The 17,334-nt window shown below is 71.5% G+C and carries 18 protein-coding genes and 6 pseudogenes; 12 read left to right on the top strand and 12 right to left on the bottom strand.

Translation table 11 applies throughout. From position 1 onward, the window contains the following. The first annotated feature begins 352 nt into the window (after positions 1 to 352). The 3 genes and pseudogenes from ACZ8AI_RS19335 to ACZ8AI_RS19325 form a co-directional block, all read left to right on the top strand. The gene (locus ACZ8AI_RS19335; RefSeq protein ID WP_464859500.1) at positions 353 to 973 is read left to right on the top strand and encodes a transporter substrate-binding domain-containing protein; all 621 of its coding nucleotides are present in this window, start codon (positions 353 to 355) and stop codon (positions 971 to 973) included. A 4-nt stretch (positions 974 to 977) separates the two neighbouring features. Further along, positions 978 to 1,852: pseudogene (locus ACZ8AI_RS19330) on the top strand (amino acid ABC transporter permease); the annotation flags it as partial. 34 nt (positions 1,853 to 1,886) lie between these two features. Next, positions 1,887 to 2,637, top strand: a pseudogene (locus ACZ8AI_RS19325) (amino acid ABC transporter ATP-binding protein); the annotation flags it as partial. Between the two features lie 125 nt (positions 2,638 to 2,762). Here ACZ8AI_RS19325 and ACZ8AI_RS19320 read toward each other — a convergent pair. The 3 genes from ACZ8AI_RS19320 to ACZ8AI_RS19310 form a co-directional block, all read right to left on the bottom strand. Beyond that, positions 2,763 to 2,858, bottom strand: coding sequence for a zinc-binding dehydrogenase (locus ACZ8AI_RS19320; RefSeq protein WP_464859499.1), 96 nt, complete (start codon positions 2,856 to 2,858; stop codon positions 2,763 to 2,765). After that, positions 2,855 to 3,115, bottom strand: coding sequence for a hypothetical protein (locus ACZ8AI_RS19315; protein ID WP_464859498.1), 261 nt, complete (start codon positions 3,113 to 3,115; stop codon positions 2,855 to 2,857). The genes ACZ8AI_RS19320 and ACZ8AI_RS19315 overlap by 4 nt, the downstream gene beginning before the upstream one ends. A 61-nt stretch (positions 3,116 to 3,176) precedes the next feature. Further along, complete coding sequence (locus ACZ8AI_RS19310) at positions 3,177 to 3,728, bottom strand: alcohol dehydrogenase catalytic domain-containing protein (RefSeq protein WP_464859497.1); 552 nt, start codon at positions 3,726 to 3,728, stop codon at positions 3,177 to 3,179. 145 nt (positions 3,729 to 3,873) lie between these two features. Here ACZ8AI_RS19310 and ACZ8AI_RS19305 point away from each other — a divergent pair, with 145 nt between their 5' ends. Then, positions 3,874 to 4,329: a hypothetical protein gene (locus ACZ8AI_RS19305; RefSeq protein ID WP_464859496.1), complete on the top strand. Its 456-nt coding sequence runs from the start codon at positions 3,874 to 3,876 to the stop codon at positions 4,327 to 4,329. Here ACZ8AI_RS19305 and ACZ8AI_RS19300 read toward each other — a convergent pair. From ACZ8AI_RS19300 to ACZ8AI_RS19290, 3 genes and pseudogenes are all read right to left on the bottom strand, one after another. Further along, on the bottom strand, positions 4,218 to 5,246 hold the full coding sequence (locus ACZ8AI_RS19300) for an aldo/keto reductase (RefSeq protein ID WP_464859495.1): 1,029 nt from the start codon (positions 5,244 to 5,246) through the stop codon (positions 4,218 to 4,220). The two genes, ACZ8AI_RS19305 and ACZ8AI_RS19300, sit on opposite strands and share 112 nt — an antisense overlap. A 100-nt stretch (positions 5,247 to 5,346) precedes the next feature. Continuing rightward, on the bottom strand, positions 5,347 to 6,213 hold the full coding sequence (locus ACZ8AI_RS19295) for an FAD-dependent monooxygenase (RefSeq protein WP_464859493.1): 867 nt from the start codon (positions 6,211 to 6,213) through the stop codon (positions 5,347 to 5,349). 49 nt (positions 6,214 to 6,262) lie between these two features. Then, positions 6,263 to 6,544 (bottom strand): annotated as a pseudogene (locus ACZ8AI_RS19290) (FAD-dependent monooxygenase); the annotation flags it as partial. On the opposite strand from ACZ8AI_RS19290, the gene ACZ8AI_RS19285 reads away from it, so the two are divergent. Continuing rightward, positions 6,446 to 6,703 (top strand): hypothetical protein, encoded by a 258-nt coding sequence (locus ACZ8AI_RS19285; protein WP_464859492.1) that lies wholly within the window; start codon positions 6,446 to 6,448, stop codon positions 6,701 to 6,703. The pseudogene ACZ8AI_RS19290 and the gene ACZ8AI_RS19285 sit on opposite strands and share 99 nt — an antisense overlap. Before the next feature lie 67 nt (positions 6,704 to 6,770). Here ACZ8AI_RS19285 and ACZ8AI_RS19280 read toward each other — a convergent pair. Both ACZ8AI_RS19280 and ACZ8AI_RS19275 read right to left on the bottom strand, forming a co-directional pair. Continuing rightward, positions 6,771 to 7,100: pseudogene (locus tag ACZ8AI_RS19280) on the bottom strand (hypothetical protein); the annotation flags it as partial. A gap of 15 nt (positions 7,101 to 7,115) precedes the next feature. Further along, positions 7,116 to 8,007: pseudogene (locus ACZ8AI_RS19275) on the bottom strand (HpcH/HpaI aldolase/citrate lyase family protein). A 114-nt stretch (positions 8,008 to 8,121) separates the two neighbouring features. On the opposite strand from ACZ8AI_RS19275, the gene ACZ8AI_RS19270 reads away from it, so the two are divergent. From ACZ8AI_RS19270 to ACZ8AI_RS19255, 4 genes are all read left to right on the top strand, one after another. Continuing rightward, positions 8,122 to 9,597: a DEAD/DEAH box helicase family protein gene (locus tag ACZ8AI_RS19270; RefSeq protein ID WP_464859491.1), complete on the top strand. Its 1,476-nt coding sequence runs from the start codon at positions 8,122 to 8,124 to the stop codon at positions 9,595 to 9,597. Positions 9,598 to 9,811: 214 nt separating this feature from the next. After that, positions 9,812 to 11,041, top strand: a complete 1,230-nt coding sequence (locus ACZ8AI_RS19265; RefSeq protein ID WP_464859490.1) for a hypothetical protein — start codon at positions 9,812 to 9,814, stop codon at positions 11,039 to 11,041. Between the two features lie 144 nt (positions 11,042 to 11,185). Next, positions 11,186 to 12,046: a hypothetical protein gene (locus tag ACZ8AI_RS19260; RefSeq protein ID WP_464859489.1), complete on the top strand. Its 861-nt coding sequence runs from the start codon at positions 11,186 to 11,188 to the stop codon at positions 12,044 to 12,046. A gap of 319 nt (positions 12,047 to 12,365) precedes the next feature. Further along, entirely contained in the window at positions 12,366 to 12,914 is a 549-nt protein-coding gene (locus tag ACZ8AI_RS19255) for a CDP-alcohol phosphatidyltransferase family protein (protein WP_464859488.1), read from the top strand. Between the two features lie 135 nt (positions 12,915 to 13,049). Here ACZ8AI_RS19255 and ACZ8AI_RS19250 read toward each other — a convergent pair whose 3' ends face one another. Genes ACZ8AI_RS19250 through ACZ8AI_RS19235 form a run of 4 tightly spaced genes read right to left on the bottom strand, consistent with a single transcriptional unit; the run spans position 13,050 to position 14,522 of the window. Next, the gene (locus ACZ8AI_RS19250; protein WP_464859487.1) at positions 13,050 to 13,178 is read right to left on the bottom strand and encodes a hypothetical protein; all 129 of its coding nucleotides are present in this window, start codon (positions 13,176 to 13,178) and stop codon (positions 13,050 to 13,052) included. Continuing rightward, the gene (locus tag ACZ8AI_RS19245; RefSeq protein WP_464859486.1) at positions 13,159 to 13,599 is read right to left on the bottom strand and encodes a large conductance mechanosensitive channel protein MscL; all 441 of its coding nucleotides are present in this window, start codon (positions 13,597 to 13,599) and stop codon (positions 13,159 to 13,161) included. The genes ACZ8AI_RS19250 and ACZ8AI_RS19245 overlap by 20 nt, the downstream gene beginning before the upstream one ends. Positions 13,600 to 13,601: 2 nt before the next feature. After that, on the bottom strand, positions 13,602 to 13,973 hold the full coding sequence (locus tag ACZ8AI_RS19240; RefSeq protein WP_464859485.1) for an FmdB family zinc ribbon protein: 372 nt from the start codon (positions 13,971 to 13,973) through the stop codon (positions 13,602 to 13,604). Beyond that, positions 13,974 to 14,522, bottom strand: a complete 549-nt coding sequence (locus ACZ8AI_RS19235) for a 5-formyltetrahydrofolate cyclo-ligase (protein WP_464859562.1) — start codon at positions 14,520 to 14,522, stop codon at positions 13,974 to 13,976. Positions 14,523 to 14,669: 147 nt separating this feature from the next. Between ACZ8AI_RS19235 and ACZ8AI_RS19230 the strand changes: the two are divergent. The 3 genes and pseudogenes from ACZ8AI_RS19230 to ACZ8AI_RS19220 all read left to right on the top strand — a co-directional run. Beyond that, positions 14,670 to 15,559: pseudogene (locus ACZ8AI_RS19230) on the top strand (UTP--glucose-1-phosphate uridylyltransferase). Between the two features lie 111 nt (positions 15,560 to 15,670). Further along, positions 15,671 to 16,456 (top strand): GNAT family N-acetyltransferase, encoded by a 786-nt coding sequence (locus ACZ8AI_RS19225; RefSeq protein ID WP_464859561.1) that lies wholly within the window; start codon positions 15,671 to 15,673, stop codon positions 16,454 to 16,456. A 73-nt stretch (positions 16,457 to 16,529) separates the two neighbouring features. Next, positions 16,530 to 17,334: hypothetical protein (locus ACZ8AI_RS19220; RefSeq protein ID WP_464859484.1), on the top strand; the 805-nt coding region annotated here is incomplete at its 3' end.

The following is a 17,334-nucleotide window of genomic DNA, read 5'->3' as shown; positions in this document are numbered from 1 at the left end:
GGGGTCGCCGGGGTTTCCTCGTTCGAGGACTTCACGATGGCGGAAGCCACCGAGTGGCAAAGGACAGCCGTTTCGCGCTAGTGTCCCAGTGCAGACAGCCACTTCTGTCCTGCCCTGACCCCCCTCCCTGAAGGCCCGACCGTGACCCGTTCCCTCCGGCCTCACCCTCTCGCCGTCGCCACCGCCGCGGTCGCCGCCCTCGCCCTGTCGGCCTGCTCCGCCGGGGGCAGCGGCAACGCCGACGGCACCGTCACCGACGGCAAGCTCACCGACGCGACCGGGCAGCCCGCGTACTCGCCGTGGGTCGACGACAGCCTGCAAGCCGCAGTCCGGCAAGGGCTTCGAGTCCGCGGTGGCGTACGCGGTCGCGAAGGAGATGGGCTACGCGAAGTCCGACGTGGTCTGGAAGCGCAGCACCTTCGACAGTGCGATCGCCCCCGGCCCGAAGGACTGGGACCTCAACGTCCAGCAGTTCTCGATCGACGCCAAGCGCAAGAAGGCCGTCGACATGTCGAAACCCGTACTACACGACCACCCAGGCCGTCGTGACGACCAGCGGCTCGAAGGCCGTCGACCACACCAGCATCGCCGCCCTGAAGCAGGACGCGATCGGCGTCGCCACGGGCTCGACGTCCATCCAGAGCGTGAAGAGCGTCCTCGGGGTCACGCCGCAGGTGTTCAACTTCGAACGACGACGCCGTCCCTCTCGCTGAAGTCCGGCCAGATCGACGCGATCGTCACCGACCTGCCGACGGCGTTCTACATGGCCTCGGCGCAGGTCGACGACGGCACCGTGTCGGCGCAGTTCCCGTCCGACGGCAAGGGTGACGAGTTCGGCTTCGTCCTGCCGAAGGACTCGGAGCTCACGAGCAAGGTCGACAAGGCCCTGAAGACCCTCGACGACGACGGCACCCTGCAGGACCTGCAGACCAAGTGGCTCTCGTCGGAGACCGGTACGCCGGTCCTGAAGTAACCGGATGACCCTGCCAGCAGGGGCCGGCACCCCGGTCGCCGCACCCGCGCCGAGCCAGGTCGAGCTCGAGCGTCGGCTCTACCGTCGCCAGCGTGGCCGTCGCTCCGTCGTGGTGGTCGGTCGTCTCCACCCTGGTCGTGCTCGCCGTCATGTACTTCGGCGTCGTGAACACCCCCCGGGTGGTGGCGGCGGTGCAGCAGTCGTTCTTCGACCCGAAGACCGCGGTCGACACGTTCCCGGACATCCTGCTAGGCCTCTGGTTGAACGTCCGGATCCTGTTCTTCAGCGCCATCGGCGTCGCCGTCTTCGGCACGCTGCTCGCGGTCGTCCGCGGCCTGCGCAACCCGGTGTTCTTCCCGCTGCGGATGCTCGCGACCGGCTACACGGACCTGTTCCGCGGCCTGCCGCTCATCATCGTGCTCTACCTGGTCGGCTACGGCATCCCCGGGCTCGGGTGTTCCCGACGGCTCCCCGCCGAGGTCTGGGGCATGATCGCGATCACCCTGACCTACTCGTCCTACATCGCCGAGGTGCTCCGGGCCGGCATGGAGGCCGTGCACCCCTCCCAACGCCTGGCCGCCCGGTCACTCGGACTCTCGCACGCCAAGACGCTGCGGCTCGTGGTGCTGCCCCAGGCGATCCGCAAGGGTCACCCCGGCGCTGATGAACGACTTCGTGTCGATGCAGAAGGACGTCGGTCTGGTGTCGATCCTCGGGGCCGTCGACGCGGTCCGCTCCGCCCAGATCGCGCAGGCCGAGACCTACAAGGCTTCACGCCGTACTTCGTCGCCGGGCTGCTGTTCGTCGTGATCAGCCTCCCGCTGATCCGCGGTCACGGACGCGATCGCGCGTCGCCAGCAGCGGCGCGAGCAGATCGGAGTGGACCGTATGAGCGAGGCCGGCCTGGAGGCCCGTGGTGCGTCCGGTACGGACGCCGCGGTCCTCGAACTGCGCGGGTTGTCGCAAGGCCTTCGGCGAACACGAGGTCCTGCGCGGGATCGACCTGACCGTGCACCGCCACGAGGTCATCTGCGTCATCGGCGCGTCCGGCTACCGGCAAGTCGACGCTGCTCAAGACGGTGAACCTGCTCGAGGGCATCGACGACGGGGAGATCCTGCTGCAGGGCACGGACATCGCCGACCCGCGGATCGACGTCGACGCGACCCGGGCCCGCATCGGCGTGGTCTTCCAGCAGTTCAACCTGTTCCCGCAATGACCAAGCTCGACAACGTGACGCTGGCCTCGCGGCAGGTGCACGGCGTCGGTCGCGCGGCGGCCGAGGCGACCGCGAAGCGGCTGCTCGACCGGATCGGCCTGGCCGACTTCGCGGGTGCCTACCCGGACCGGCTCTCCGGCGGGCAGCAGCAGCGCGTCGCCATCGTCCTGGGCGATCGCGTCCGACCCCGAGCTCCTGCTGCTCGACGAGGTCAATGAGCGCCCTCGACCCGCAGCTCGTCGGCGAGGTGCTCGACCTCGTCACGGAGCTGAAGCGCGGCGAGGGCCGACGATGCTGGTGACGACGGCACCAGGATGCACTTCGCGCGGAACGTCGCCGACCGGATCGTGTTCCTGCACCCAGGCGAGGTCGTCGAGCAGGCGCACCTCCGCCGAGGTCCTCGACGCCCCCCAGCCCCCCGCGCTGGTCGAGTTCTCCGCCCGCGTCACACGCCTGAGCCCGGCCGCTCTCCGCAAAACGCAACGTCGGCGGTTGCTCGCAGAGGAATACCGCTGCGAGGTGTCGCCGACGTTGCGTTTTGCGAGCCCGACGCCCGACGCCCGACGCAACGCCTAGGGCGTCAGCAGGACCTTGCCGACCACCTCGCCGTCGCGGACCCGGCGGTGAGCCTCGGCGGCGTCGTCGAGCGGCAGGACCGCGTCGATCACCGGCCGGACCCGCCCGTCGGCGACGAACGGCCAGACGTTGTACCGGACGGCCTCGACGATCGCGGCCTTCTCGGCGAGGGGCGCGCGCGGAGTGTCGTCGCGCTGATGGTCGCCCGCTTCCGCATCATCACGCCGAAGTCGAGTTCCCCCGCCTGCCCGCTGCCCGAGGCGATCACGGCGACGTGCCCGTTCGGCGCGAGGACCTCGAGGTTCCGTCCGAGGTACTCCGGCCCGACGACGTCGAGCACCACGTCCACGCCACGGCCGTCCGTGTACTCGAGCGTACGGGCGACGAAGTTTCCTCCGAGCGGTGGTCGATCACCAGGTCGGCACCGAGCTCGCGCGACGCCCGACCTTGCGCTCTCCGCCCGACGTCGCGATCACCGTGGCCCCGAGCGCCTTCGCCCAGAGCACCGCGTGCGAGCCCATGCCCCCGGTGCCGCCGTGCACCAGGAGCGTCTGGCCCGGTCGGAGTCCGGCGAGCATGCCGACGTTCGAGTAGACCGTGCAGGCGGCTTCCGGCAGGCCGGCGGCCTCGACCAGGTCGACGCCGTCCGGTACCGGCAGCACCTGCGTCGCGGGTGCGACCACGAGCGAGGCGTAACCACCGCCGGCGAGCAGCGCGCAGACCCGGTCGCCGACGGCGAAGCCGCGGACGCCGGGGCCGAGCGCGCACTCGTGCCGGAGCACCTCGAGACCGAGGACGTCGGACGCCCCGGGCGGCGGTGGGTAGTTACCCGCGACCTGTTGCAGATCCGCGTTGTTCACCCCGGCTGCAGTGACCTCGATGAGCACCTCGCCGATCCCCGGCACTGGGTCCGGGAGTTCGCCGACGTGGAGGGCACCGTGGTCCGGGGTGATCGCTCGCATGCTCTCGACCGTACGCGACCCGACCCGGTCGGCCGTCATGCGAACCGGCGTCGACCGTCCGGTCACGCGGAGAGCCCGGTCAGTACGCTCGGCGGGGAGCCGCGCACCGACCGGAGCAGCGGCCAAGACCGGGGGAACCACCACCATGCCGAAGAAGCTCGTCTCGCTCGCCACGGCCGCGATCGCCGTCGCACTCCTCGCCGGGTGCTCCTCCGGCGGTTCCGGCGGGTCCTCGGACAGCAGCGCCTCCGCGACACCGAAGGCCACGAAGACCGCGGCTGCGCAGTCGCAGAAGGAAGCCTGCGCCCAGCTCGAGGGCGAGTTCCGCTCCTTCGTCGCCTCGCAGACGTCCGCCTCGGCTCCGGCCGACCCGAAGGCGCGCGCCGCGGTCGTGTCGGAGCTGAACGAACGGCTCGACGCGGCGCTGCCGGACATCGGCAACAGCACCGTGAAGACCGCGTTCTCGGACTTCAACGCAGCGGCGAAGGACTACGCGTCGGCGCTCACGTCGACCGGATCGGCGGACTCGACCGAGTCGAAGCAGGCCCAGACCGACGTGCAGTCGGCGCTGAAGGAGGTCTCGGCGGCCTGCCCCGCCTGATCACGGCGGACCGGTCGCGCCCCGTGGCTCCTGTCGACCTGGAGGCACGGGGCGCGTCCGTCACGCAGCCGCCGGTTGCGAGGGCGTCCAGTCGGGCCACGTCCTCCGGACGCAGCCGGATCGTCGCGGCCGTCACCGAGTCGAGGATCGACTGCGGGCGGGATGCCCCGGGGATCGGGACGACGACGTCGCTCTTCTGCAAGCTCCCACGCGAGCGCGATCACCTGCGGGCTGACCCCGCGGTCACGGGCGATGTACGCGAAGTCCTCGAACGCCGTGCCGAGCTCCGCCGCGTTCGCGATGCCACCGAGCGGGCTCCACGGCAGGAACGCGATGCCGAGCTCGTCGCAGAGTTCGAGCTCCGGCTCGCTCGACCGGAACTTCGGCGAGTACTGGTTCTGCACCGAGGCCAGTCGGCCGTCGAGGACCTCGTTCGCGGTGCGGATCTGGTCGGAGTCCGCGTTCGAGATGCCCGCCATCCGGATGACACCGTCGTCGAGGAGTTCGGCGAGGGCACCGATCGACTCGGCGTAGGGCACGTCGGGGTCGGGGCGGTGGAACTGGTACAGGCCGATCGTCTCGACGCCGAGGCGCTTGGCGGACGCCTTCGCAGCCTCCTTCCAGGTACTCCGGGTGCCCGTTCTTCGCCCATGCGCGGCGTCGGGCCGGGGGTATCCGCCCTTCGTCGCGATGAGGACGTCGGAGGTGTCGCCGTAGTACTCGCGCACCGCCTTCACGATGAGCGACTCGTTGTGACCCACTTCGTCGTGGGCGGCCAGGTGGTACGCGTCGGCGGTGTCGATGAGGGTGACGCCGGCCTCGAGCGCGGCGTGGATCGTGGCGATCACCTGCCGTTCGTCCGGGCGCCCCTCGATGGACATGGGCATCCCGCCCAGTCCGATGGCACTGACCGACACGTCTCCGATGACTCGTTGCTTCATGGGCCCAGCATGCGCCGAGGTGGTGCGCGGCGCTCGGGGGCGTCGTCGGGGGTGTGGATCGACGCTGCGGAGCGGGTCAGCGTCGTGCCCACGCGGGGGCGTGCTCGGGCAGCGGGGCCGAACGCGATCCCGCGGGCGTAGGCGCCACGCACCGGCGGGACCCAGCGGGCGAGCAGGACCGGGAGCGCCGGCGAGGCCGGCCTGCAGCGCGCCGGCGAACGCCCGTTCGAACACCACCCGGTGCAGGACCGCCTGTGCGGCCTGGACGACGACCGCGGGCGCCGAGCGACGGCGCTGCACCGCGGCCAGGGCGCCGTCGAGGCCAGCGCCGCGCAGTCCGCGCCGGAGCGCCGGCACGAGGATCGCCGCCGTCGCCACGGCGTCCTGCACGGCCAGGTTGTTGCCGACCTCCGGCCGGTGACATCGCGTGGGCGGCGTCGCCGATGCAGAGCAGCCCAGGGCGCCGCACCGCCGGAGCCAGTCCCTTCGGACCGTCGAGCACGTGCACGTCGTCCATCGAGGTGATCGCGTCGAGCCCGTCCGGCGAAGTCGGGCCGGGTCGGGCGACCCGGTCGCGGAAGGCTGCGAGACCCTCGGCACGGAGGGCAGCGTCCGACCCCTTCGGCGCGAAGTACGCGACCTGGTGGTAGTCCGGCCGCGGGAAGCTGAGAAGGACGTCGGTGCCGGAGAACGCGGGCACGAGCGCGGTCTCGGCGTCGCCGGGCTCGCGCGGCAGCCGGAACCACCACGTGTCGAACGGCACCGGGAACGCGTGCGGGCGCAGTCCGGCGGCGTTCCGCAGTACCGAGTCGCGCCCGTCGCACGCGATGACGACGTCGGCCCGGAGTTCCTCCACGTCGCCGTCCTGGTCGCGGTACGGCCGGAGGTGCACGCCGGTGACGACGCCGTTCTCCTCGATCGTCCCGCTCGCCGCGAGGCCCATCCGAGATGCTGAACGAGGCCTCGTGGCGGGCTGCGGTGACGAGCATGTCCAGCAGGTCCCACTGCGGCACCATCGCGACGTGGTCGTACGGCGGCCGCAGCCGCGAGAAGTCGCCGAGCAGTGCGCGTGACCCGTCGGGCAGCGGCAGCGAGAAGTCGTCGAGGCGGAACTGCGGCAGCGCCCGGAACCGATCGCCGAGCCCGAGCTCGTCGAGCAGCCGGATGGTGGAGGCGTGCACGGTGTCGCCGCGGAAGTCCCGGTTGAAGTCGTCGTGCTTCTCGACCACCCGCACCGCGATGCCGGCCCGGGCCAGCAGCAGCCCGAGGACCACCCCGGCGGGGCCGCCACCGACCACCGCGACGCCCGTGCGCGAGACCGTCCACCATGCCCGGGGAGGCTACGCCGCCGCACGCCTCAGGCGGTGCTGCCGACCGAACTCGAGGTCGAGCCGGCGTCGGCGGCACCGGCGAAGACGATCCCGCCCACGTGATGCACCCGATCGCGAGCACGAAGCCGATCGCGGCGATCCACCACGAGCTGCGTCGGCGGATCCAGGCGCCGATCGCGAGGACCACCGTGGCGACCCCGATCACGAACGACCCGCCGACCGCGATCGCCGCGCCGCCGAAGTACGCCCCCGGGGAGCAGCCGGTCGACGCGTCGCAGGTGGCGGTGGCCGAGATCACCGCGATGATGCCGACGATCGTCGTGACGACGGTCATCACGGTGCCGAACGCCAGCAGCAGCACCGTCGAGATGCGGTCGGCGAGCCGCGCGGCCGGGAACAGCGTCGTGCCGCCCCGCTCCCACGAGCGCTCGGCATCGGCGGCGCCGGGGGAGGAGGCGGAGGGCCGGACTGCGGCGGTCCGGCGGGGACGTTCGACCAGGTCATGGAGACCGTCCTACCGCGCCTCGACCCCGAACGCCTGAGCGAGGCGCTGGATCTTCTGCGCGCGACCGAGCCGTGGCAGGTCCAAACCGTCGCGGATGACCTTGCCGCGGGCCTCGAAGTCGTCGAGGAAGTCCTGCGCCCACGCGACGTCGGTCGGCGTGGGGGAGATGACCTCGTTGATGACCGGCAGCTGCTCGGTGTCGGGGGCAGAGCTTGCCGGTGAGCCCGAGCGACACCGCGACCTGCGACTGCTCGCGGAGGATCAGTTGCGAGGAGCCGACCGTCGGGCCGTCGATCGGGCCGGGCAGGTCGCCCACGCGGGACGCGACGACGAGCTTCGAGCGCGGGTACGCCATCGCGAGCGTGTCCGCCGAGGGTGCCGGTGTCGCGGCGGTAGTCGCCCGAGCCGAACGCCAGCCGGAACGCCCCCTGCGCCCGCGCGATCGAGACGGACTCCTCGATGCCGAGCGCCGACTCGACGGGGGCGATCACAGGGGTCTGGCCACCCAGACGGTGCCACGTGTCGGTGACCTGCGCCGGCGACTCGGTCTTCGCGAGCATCACGCCCCCTGGAGACCGGGCAGTCCTCGGAGCTCCTCGACGTCGTCCGCCCAGAAGTCCGTCGTGACGTCGTTGATCCGGACCCAGGCCTCGCCGCCGCCCGCGAGCCACGAGGCGACCGTGTTGCGGGCACCGGGCTTGGCGGCGGGGTCGACAACGTCCTCGATGTCGAGGATGATCTGGTCGGCCCGGGAGCGCTGCGCCCGCTCGAAGCGGTCGGACGCCGTCCCCGACACCAGGAGCCACGACCGCGAGATCTCGGCGGGGACCACTCGACGCCGGTTCGGCCCGGCCGACGAGGGCGCGGGGGTGGACGGAGCGGGACGGTCGTCGATGGCCATGTCCCGTTGGTACCACATCGCCTCGCCCGGGATCGCATCGGGGCCTCCCGGAAACCCCGAAACCTCGGTTCATTGCCAGAGAGGCGGCCCGATCCCGCCTACAGTGTCGGATGTGTGGCGAGCGGACAGGGTGACCGACGGCGAGGACGACGTGAACGACGACGTCCGCGGCCGGGGCGCCGCCGCGCCGCGGAACAGGACCAGAAGGACCAGCACGACCAGCCGGGGGAGCAGGACCAGCAGGGGCAGCAGGAAGAGACCGTCGTGAGTGACGAACCCGACCGCACCCTGCGTCCGGAACTGCAACTCACGAGTCCGCGGGCGATCAGCCTGGGTGATCCGCGCCTCCAGGCCGGCAACGCCGCCGAGCCCGTGTGGGACGTCTGGCGGAAGCAGCTGACCGGCGTCGGCGGCACGAGCCCCCTCACCCACTTCTCCGACCACCCGCGCGCCCGGATCGAGCTCTCGACGACACACCCCGGCGGCCTCGCCCAGTTCATCACCGGCAAGACCACGCCGCTCTCCAGCCTCATCCGCGACGAGGTGGCGCTCCGTGCCGCCCGCATCACCGCCGCCCAGGTCGAGGCGAAGGGCACCGAGCTCGCCACGGTGCGCGACATCGACGCCGTGAAGCTCGGCATCGGCATGGCGGACTGGCAGCACGGCGACGAGCAGTTCCGCGGCCCGGTGCTCCTCTCCGTCCGCTGGCCATCCGCCGCCACGGCCGCGGCTTCGAGGTGCGGCTGCTCGGCGAGCCCGTGCTCAACCCCGGCCTGGCCCACGCCCTGCACGAGCAGTTCGGCGTCAACCTCGACGCGCAGTCCTTCGTGGCGCTGGCGCAGCAGGACGGCTCGTTCACGCCGAACCCGGTCATCGACCGCCTCCCGTGGTCTGTGCGCGCACATCCCGGGCTTCTCGGTCCACGCACGGCTCGTCGTGTCGACCTTCGCCGAGGTCGCCACGGGCACCGTCGAGGACACCGAGGACCTGTCGCACCCGTGCTCGACGCCCTCGCCGGCAACCCCAGCGCCAAGTGGCAGGTCGAGCAGTCGTACCACCCGGTCGAGCAGACCCCGTCGGACGAGCGCAGCCCCGAGACGGACACGCATCCTCCTCGACGCGGACGACGAGCAGGAGAACGTGATCGCGCAGATCACGGCCGGCAACTCGATCGTCGTCAAGACCCTGCCCGGTACCGGCGGCACGCAGACCATCGTGAACGCGCTCGGCGGCCTCGTCGCCGCGAACAAGCGCGTGCTCGTCGTCAGCCCGCGCCGGGCCACCCTGCGCGGCATCGCCGCACGCTTCGCCGAGGTCCAGCTGCCCGGCGTCGCGGTGACCCCTGGAACCCTGCGCCGCGACGTCGTGCGGTCCATCGCGCGCAACGAGAAGGCCTCGCGTCCGAACCTGCGCGAGGTCGACGACGCCCTGGTCCGGCTGCACAAGGTCCTCAAGGACTACCGCGGCTCGCTGACCCGCGTCGACCCCGACTTCCGCGTCTCCGTGCTCGACTGCCTGGTCGAGCTGTCGCGGCACTCGCTGCTGCCGGTGCCGCCGTCGACGACGGCCGCCTGTCGAAGACGTCGGTGACGAGCATGGTCGAGGGGCGCTCCCGCGTCGCCGAGACCATGGTCAGCGCCGCGAACCTCGGCGAGTTCCGCTACGGCCCGGACGACTCGCCCTGGTACGGCAGTTCGGCTCGAGCGACGGTGCGCAGCGTGCCCACAAGACGGCGAAGGACCTCGACACCGACGGGCTGCCGACCCTGCTCCGCCGGGCCCACGACCTCGTGGCCTCGACGCACATGCGGCAGTTCACGACGATCAACGAGCTCGGCATCTACCTCCGGCTGCTCACCGAGATCCAGGACACCCTCGACCGCTTCCTGCCCGTCGTCTTCGACCGCTCGGTGTCCGGGCTCGTCGCCGCCACCGCCCCCCGCGGCGAGGGTGCCCCGATGTCGGCGACGAACCGCCGCCGACTGAAGAAGCTCGCGCGCGAGTACGTCCGGCCGGGCGTGCACGTGTCCGACCTGCACGAGGCGCTCACCCGCGTGCAGCGGCAGCGCGTGCTCTGGCAGCGCTACGTCGCCGCCGGCGTCAGCCCCGAGGTCCCCACCGGCATCGCGGACGTCCAGGTGCTCTTCTCGAACGTGGTCGAGGACCTCGCGCGTCTCGACGAGGCGCTCAGCCGCACCGCCCGCGAGAGCCAACTGGCGAACGTGCCGATCGACGAGCTCGTCCCGACGATCGCCCGCCTCGCCGAGGAATCGGACGTCCTGCACAACCTGCAGGGGCGCACCGAGCTCATGCAGACCCTGCGCGACCTGCAAGCTCGAACCGCTCATCACCGACCTGGCGAACCGGCACGTGCCGGACACCCACGTGCCGGCCGAGCTCGAGCTCGCGTGGTGGCAGTCCGCGCTCGAGGCCATGCTCGAGTCCGACCGGGCCCTGCTCGGCGCGAACACCGACATGCTCGACCGGGTCGAGGCCGACTTCCGCCTCGTCGACGACGCGCACGCGCCCGGGGTCTCCCAGGGCCTCGCGTGGCAGCTCGCCGAGAACTGGAAGGTCGGACTCGTCGACTGGCCGGACGAGGCCACGGCGCTGAAGACCCAGCTCAAGGAGGGCGCGATCAGCTCGCGCCTGCTGCAGGACTCCGCCCCGCACCTGTCGCGCTCGATCGCGCCTGGTGTGGCTCGCGAGGCCCGTACGAGGTCTCCCAGATCGCCGACACGATGCCGTTCGACACGGTGATCCTCGTCGACGCCGGGGCCGTCACCATCGCCGAGACCGTCGGCGCCGTCCGTCGCGCCCGGCAGACCGTCGTGTTCGGCGACCCGGTCACCCGCAGACCCCGTCCCCGTTCCGGATCGCCGTCGACCCCGCGCACCGTGCGCTGCAGGTCGACGAGGAGACGCTCGACGCCTTCCACGCCGACTCCGCGCTCGCGAAGCTGTCGACGCTCCTGCCGACCCTGTCGCTCACCCAGTCGTCCCGCGCCGGCCGCGAGGACCTCGCCGAGCTCGTGAACCGTCGCTTCTACGGCGGCCGGATCGAGTCGCTGCCCTGGGCCGGCTCGTTCCTCGGGCACGGAGTCCATCGCGCTCGACTACGTCAGCGACGGCAAGGCCGTGCCGGACCCAGTCAGTGCCGTCGGGAGTGTCGACGCCGAGGTGGACCGTGTCGTCCGCCTCGTCATGGACCACGCCCGCACCCGGCCGACCGAGTCGCTCATGGTCATCACCGCGTCGGCGAAGCACGCCGTCCGGGTCGAGCAGGCCGTGCTCACCGCCGCACAGGGCCACAAGGACCTCACCGAGTTCGTCATCGAGGACCGCTCCGAGCCGTTCATCGTCGCGACGCTCGAGCAGTCCGTCGCGCAGAGCCGCGACCGCGTCGTGTTCTCGATCGGCTACGGTCGGACGCCGCACGGCCGCGTGCTGCGCGACTTCGGTCCGCTGGGCAAGCCCGGCGGGGAGCGGCTGCTCGCGGTCGCGATGACCTGTGCGCGTCGCTCGATGGTGATCGTCACGTGCTTCCAGCCGTCCGACATCGAGGCCGAGCGCATGGGCCACGGCACCGTCGCGCTGGCCGAGATCCTCGCCGAGGCCCGTGCTCGCACCACCGCCGAGTACGTGCCGGACGACTCCGACCCGTTGCTCGTAGACCTGGCACGCCGGCTCGAGATGCGCGGCATCCCGGTCGCGCTCGGGCACCGCCGGGGGCTCGACCTGGTGGCCGCGCACGGTGGGGTCTGCGTGACGATCGAGACCGATGCGTCGCTGGTGAAGGGCTCGCTGCGCGAGTCGCTGCGGCTCCGACCCGGGTGCTCCGTCGCCTGGGCTGGCACTACGTGCGCGTGCACGCGTTCCAGCTGTTCTCCGACCCGGACCAGGTGGCGAACACGGTGGCTGCCGTGCTCGGCGTCGACCGCGGTGCGACGCGGGAGATCAGCATCCCGCCGATCCCCGCCCGCCGAGACGCCGCAGGATCTCGATCCCCGCGGGCCCACGCTGGGCCCCGCCCGCCGATGACGCCCCGCCCGCCGAGCCGGCGGGCTCCCGGCCGGCCGGTCCCGTCACGCCCGGGGCGGACCGGCTGGTGGGCACGTGGACGCGAGCCGACGACGCGACGGAGGTCGCGCCGCCCTCGCCCACCGCGGGCGGCGGACGGCGGCGAGACGGACGTCCGGCCGGGAGGCGCGGGTCGACGCCGCAGACGCGTCACCACCCGGCCCGCTCCCGGCTACGACCCCGCACCGGCCCGGAACCGTCGCGGCACCGCGACGGCGAGAACGACGCCCGGCTGCGCGGGGGCCGTGCCTCCCACTGGTAGCGGGTACCGTAGTTCTCGATGACTGACACCGTGCGGACGCGCCCCGACTGGCGGACCTGGCCCAACCTGATCACGCTGGTGCAGTTCCTGCTGATCCCGGTGTTCGTCGGACTCGTCGTCGCCGGACACCCCGGCTGGGCGCTCGTGTCCCTCGTCGTGCTCGGAGTGAGCGACTGGGCGGACAGCTTCATCGCGCGCCGGTTCAGCCAGACCTCCAAGCTCGGCAAGGCGCTCGGCCGTGCCGGCCATTGCTGGCGATCATCGCGATCGTGCTGTCGCTCGTGCTCACCGGACTGCTGCCGTGGTGGGTCGTCGTCGTGGTGGTACTCGTCGACCTGGTGCTCGTCGTTTTGTCGAGCCGTGCTGTTCCACGGCAACCCCGACCTCGACGTCACATGGACCGGCAAGATCCGTTCGGCGCTCCTGTTCGTCGGGCTGCCGGTGCTGCTCTTCTCGGCGATCCAGACCATCGAGGACAACGCGCCGTGGGTGCGGGTCGTCGCGCTCGTCTTCGTGTACCTCGGCACGGTGGGCCACGTATCGCGGGTGTACAGTACGCCGCCATGATGGTCGCGAAGCCCCGAGGGCCGTCGGGTCGTCCGCGCGCTGAGCGTCGGCCGGCTGGCCGCCCCCCTGTCGCACCCCGAGACCAACATCGCGCCCCGCAGTGACGGGGCGCAGTGTTCATGCGAGGCATAACGACTAGAGCTTCGTCGAGCCGCCGATCCCCGGACCCTCGGGGGCGTTCGACGGCGCCACGTGTGCGCCGCTCCCCGCCTGCGTGGGCACGCCGTTCTGCGACCGGAGCAGGTCACGGATCTCGAGCAGCACCTCGACGTCGGTCGGCGGGACGTCCTGCGGCGTCTGCTCCTCGTCGTTCTTGACCCGCTCGAACGCGACCTTCTTGAGGTGGTTCACGGGGACGACGAGGGCGAGTACACGACCGCCACCACGATGACGAAGTTGAGCGCAGCGCCGATGATCGCGCCGAAGAGGATCTTCGCGCTGCCGCCGGAGGCCGTCGGGATCTCCCAGACGGGCGCCCTTGTCGAGGCTCGAGGCGTTGAACACCGCGCCGATGTGCAGGTTGATGAAGCGACGTGACGATCGCCGTGACGATCGCGGTGAACGCCGCTCCGATGACGACTGCGACGGCCAGGTCGATGACGTTGCCGCGGAGCAGGAACTCCTTGAATCCTTCACGGGACTCCTTCCGGGTCGAGGACGGCCGCCGGTCGGCGGCATGCCCCAAACCTACCGAGGAGTCGGCGCCCGGTCAGGACCCGGCGGGCTTCGACGTGCTCGGCTTCGACGCGCCCGAGCCCGGCTCGAGCCCGAGCCCGAGCCCGACGAGCCCGACGTGCCCGACGAGCCCGGCGTGCCGACGCAGGCGCGAACTTCGCGGGTTCGGACTTCAGCGCGCTCGACGAGCCCTCCGACTTCGGTGCCGTCCGCGAGGTCGGTGCGGTAGAAGCCACCGCCGTTGAAGGTGACCCCGACGGGGGAGAACACCTTGCGCGGGACGCCGCCGCGCACCGGGCACTCGGTGAGCGTGGCGTCGGAGAACGACTGCTTGATGTCGAAGGCGTTGCCGCACTCGGTGCAGCGGTACGAGTAGGTGGGCACCTAGCTCCGGAACGTGATGATGCGGGACGGCGTGATGCCGTCGACGGGTTCGTCGTGGGCTTCGCGCGGGACCTCGTCGAGGTACTCCGCGTCGAAGATCACAGCATAGACGGGCGGACGGTTCGCCATCGACCCGAGGGTCTTGTCGTAGTAGCCGCGGCCCCAGCCCATCCGGACGCCGTCGTGCCCGACCGCGGCTGCCGGGGCGAGGATCGCGTCGACGTCGCCGAGCGCGAGCGGGAACAGGACCTCGCCGACGACCTCCGGCACGCCGAGGATGCCCTCCGTCTCGGACGTGCCGTCACCGACCGCCCAGTCGAGCAGGCCGTCCTCGCGGGTGATCGGCAGCAGCACGCGGATGTCGTGCGTGAACGCCCAGTCCAGGAAGGGGCGGACGTTCGGTTCGTCCGGTGCCGACAGGTAGAGGGCGAGGGAGTGCACCTGGCGCTCCTCGGCGAAGCGCTGCAGGGTCACGGTGAGCGACTCGGTGTCGGCGTCGCGTTCCGTCGTGGTCCGGGTGCGCCGCCGCTGCCGGAGCTCGGCTCGCAGGGGCGCGCTTCTCGTTCCCGAGATCGGCGATCATGGCGAGAGTCTACCAGGCGACCCCGTTGCGGCTTCCCGCCGTGGGCGGCGTGAGGCCGTGTCCCCAACAGTGACGACATGCCCCGTCAGGGGGCATCCGATAGTTTCTGTCGCATGGGCTTCCAGATTTCCAAGGCGGTGATCCCAGCGGCAGGGCTGGGCACTCGCTTCCTCGCCGCGACCAAGGCGATGCCGAAGGAGATGCTCCCCGTCGTCGACAAGCCGGCCATCCAGTACGTGGTCGAAGAGGCCGTCGGTGCCGGACTCACCGACGTCCTGATCGGCACGGGCCGCAACAAGAACACGCTCGAGAACCACTTCGACCACGTGTCCGAGCTCAAGGAGACCCTCAAGAAGAAGGGCGACCACGAGAAGCTGCAGAAGGTGAACCAGTCCACGGACCTCGCCGACATGCACTACGTCCGTCAAGGGACCCGCTCGGCCTCGGCCGCGCGGTGCTCCGCGCGAAGATGCACGTCGGCCGCGAGCCGTTCGCCGTGCTCCTCGGTGACGACATCATCGACGCCCCCGACCCGCTGCTCAAGCGCATGATCGAGGTCCAGGGCGAGAAGAACGCGACCGTCGTGGCCCTCCTCGAGGACCCCGAGTCGCAGACCCACCTCTACGGCATCGCCACGGTCGAGGAGACCGACACCGATGACGTCATGAAGATCACCGGCCTCGTCGAGAAGGCGGCCCAGGGCGAAGCGCCCTCGAACCTGGCCATCATCGGCCGCTACGTGATCAAGCCCGAGGTCTTCGACGTCCTCGAGAAGCAGGAGCCGGGCAAGGGCGGCGAGATCCAGCTGACCGACGCGCTCATGAAGATGGCGAGCGCCGAGGAGTGGACCGGCGGCGTGTACGGCGTCGTGTTCCGTGGACGCCGGTACGACACCGGTGACAAGCTCGACTACATCAAGGCGATCGTGCAGCTCGCCTCGGACCGCGAGGACCTCGGACCCGACCTCAAGTCGTGGCTCAAGGAGTTCAACGCGGGCGAATAGAGTCGGCCCATCCCCGCTCGGGTCCCGGTACGCCGGGCCCCCGAGCGGGACCTACCCCGCAGGACATGCCTTGGTACCGGGGGCGCCTGAGCGATGACGGCGATCTAGACCCTGTCCCACGGGCGGGTCACCATCCGGCCCCTCCGGCTGCGCGACACGCGTGACCTCGACGTCGCACTCGCGACCAACCGTTCGTGGCTCCGCACCTGGGAGGCCACGAACCCCTCCGAAACGTCTCCCGAGCGAACGTCCGCGGCAGCACATCCGCGCGCTCCAGGCCAACGCCCGCGCGGGCTCGGGCTCCGTTCGCGATGGAGCTCGACGGCCGCTTCGTCGGCCAGCTCAACGTCCTCCGGCATCACCTACGGCTCCCTCGCGAGCGCCTCCATCGGCTACTGGGTCGTCGAGGACGCCGCCGGCTTTAACGTCACGCCGATCTCGGTCGCGATGGCCGTCGACCACTGCTTCCGCGTCGTCGGCATCCACCGGGTCGAGATCTGCATCCGCCCGGAGAACCGCGCCGTCGCTGCGCGTCGTCGAGAAGCTCGGCTTCCGGTTCGAGGGACTCCGCCGCCGCTAACATCCACATCAGCGGGGACTGGCGCGACCACTTCTGCTTCGCCCTCGTCGCCGAAGAAGTGCGCGAGGGCGTCCTCGAACGCTGGGTCCGCGGCGAAGGTCCCGCAGGGCCTCGGCAGCGTGCCGCTGGCGGCACGCGACGAGGCGGCGCTGCCCTGCACACGACGCCCCGCGTCTGACCCGGCCCGCCCACCCCGCAAAACACTGCTATGGCGGTTGCTCGCAGCGGTATGTCGCTGCGAGGATCCGCCGAGGTTGCGTTTTGCCGGGGGTGGTCGCGCCGTGTGCCGGCCTGGAGGCGCGGCTCGGCCCCGGTGAATTCGCTCACGACACGCGCAACACGCGTCCGGCAATCACCCGGCGGGGGAACGCCCGCCCCTGCCGTGTCCCCATGGCAGGAATCGGCTCGTGGGGCGGCGGCATCGTGCTCCTCGTCGCGGCCGTGCTCTGGCTCGTCTACCTCATGCCGTCTACCAGGCGGCCCGGCGGCGAGTACCTCGCCACCGAGCGGAACGCGATCCGCCTCCAGCAGACCCTCCGGATCCTCGCGCAGACCGCCGAGCTGCCGGACGAGGTCCGCGTCGAGATGAACGCGAAGTCCCTCGCCGAGCGCAGCGCGTCTCTTCTCTCGAGGAGGCCAAGCGCACCGCGATCTTTCCCGCGCACCGAGCCCGCACGGCAGCCTCCCGAGATCACCCGCCGCCTCGCCGAGCGCGAACACGTCCTCGAGCGTGCCTCGGCCGTCCCCGCACTCACCGCGATGCGCATGCGTCGTTCGCGGCTCGGCGCGACGCTGCTCGGCGCCGTCGGCCTCGTCGTCGCGGTCGTCGTCTTCGTCGCCGCTCCGGCGATGTGGCTCGTCGGGATCGCCGGACTCGTCGCCGTCGGTGGGTCCGCGGCCGTCCTCGCCCAGCTGCACCAGGTCGCGACGGCGCGGAAGGCGCGCACCGCGACCATTGTCGGGCGTGACCCGCGCCTCCAGGCCGGCGACCAGCTGGACGGACCCGGCGCCGCCGCTCTCCACCGAGCAGCCCGCGGAACCCGTGCGCGATCGCTCGTGGACGCCGAACTCGGTCCCGAGCCGCTCTGGCCGCGCAGCCGACCGCTCCCGCTGCCGCGCCGGAGTCCGCCGCCGAGCTGGCCGCACGGCTCAAAAAGCAGCGCGTCGCCGAAGCGAAGGCGGAGGCCGAAGCCGG

This window comes from Curtobacterium sp. AC273 (assembly GCF_979253735.1).
The sequence above is the reverse complement of the archived record's forward strand: the minus strand, read 5'-3'. Positions and strand labels throughout refer to the sequence as shown.

Bases quoted from the DNA above. Each gene is read 5' to 3' on its own strand.
- ACZ8AI_RS19305 (WP_464859496.1), top strand. From the start codon at position 3,874: ATGCCGAAGAAGCTCGTCTCGCTCGCCACGGCCGCGATCGCCGTCGCA.
- ACZ8AI_RS19255 (WP_464859488.1), top strand. From the start codon at position 12,366: ATGACTGACACCGTGCGGACGCGCCCCGACTGGCGGACCTGGCCCAAC.
- ACZ8AI_RS19265 (WP_464859490.1), top strand. From the start codon at position 9,812: ATGCGGCAGTTCACGACGATCAACGAGCTCGGCATCTACCTCCGGCTG.
- ACZ8AI_RS19295 (WP_464859493.1), bottom strand. From the start codon at position 6,213: ATGGGCCTCGCGGCGAGCGGGACGATCGAGGAGAACGGCGTCGTCACC.
- ACZ8AI_RS19310 (WP_464859497.1), bottom strand. From the start codon at position 3,728: ATGCGAGCGATCACCCCGGACCACGGTGCCCTCCACGTCGGCGAACTC.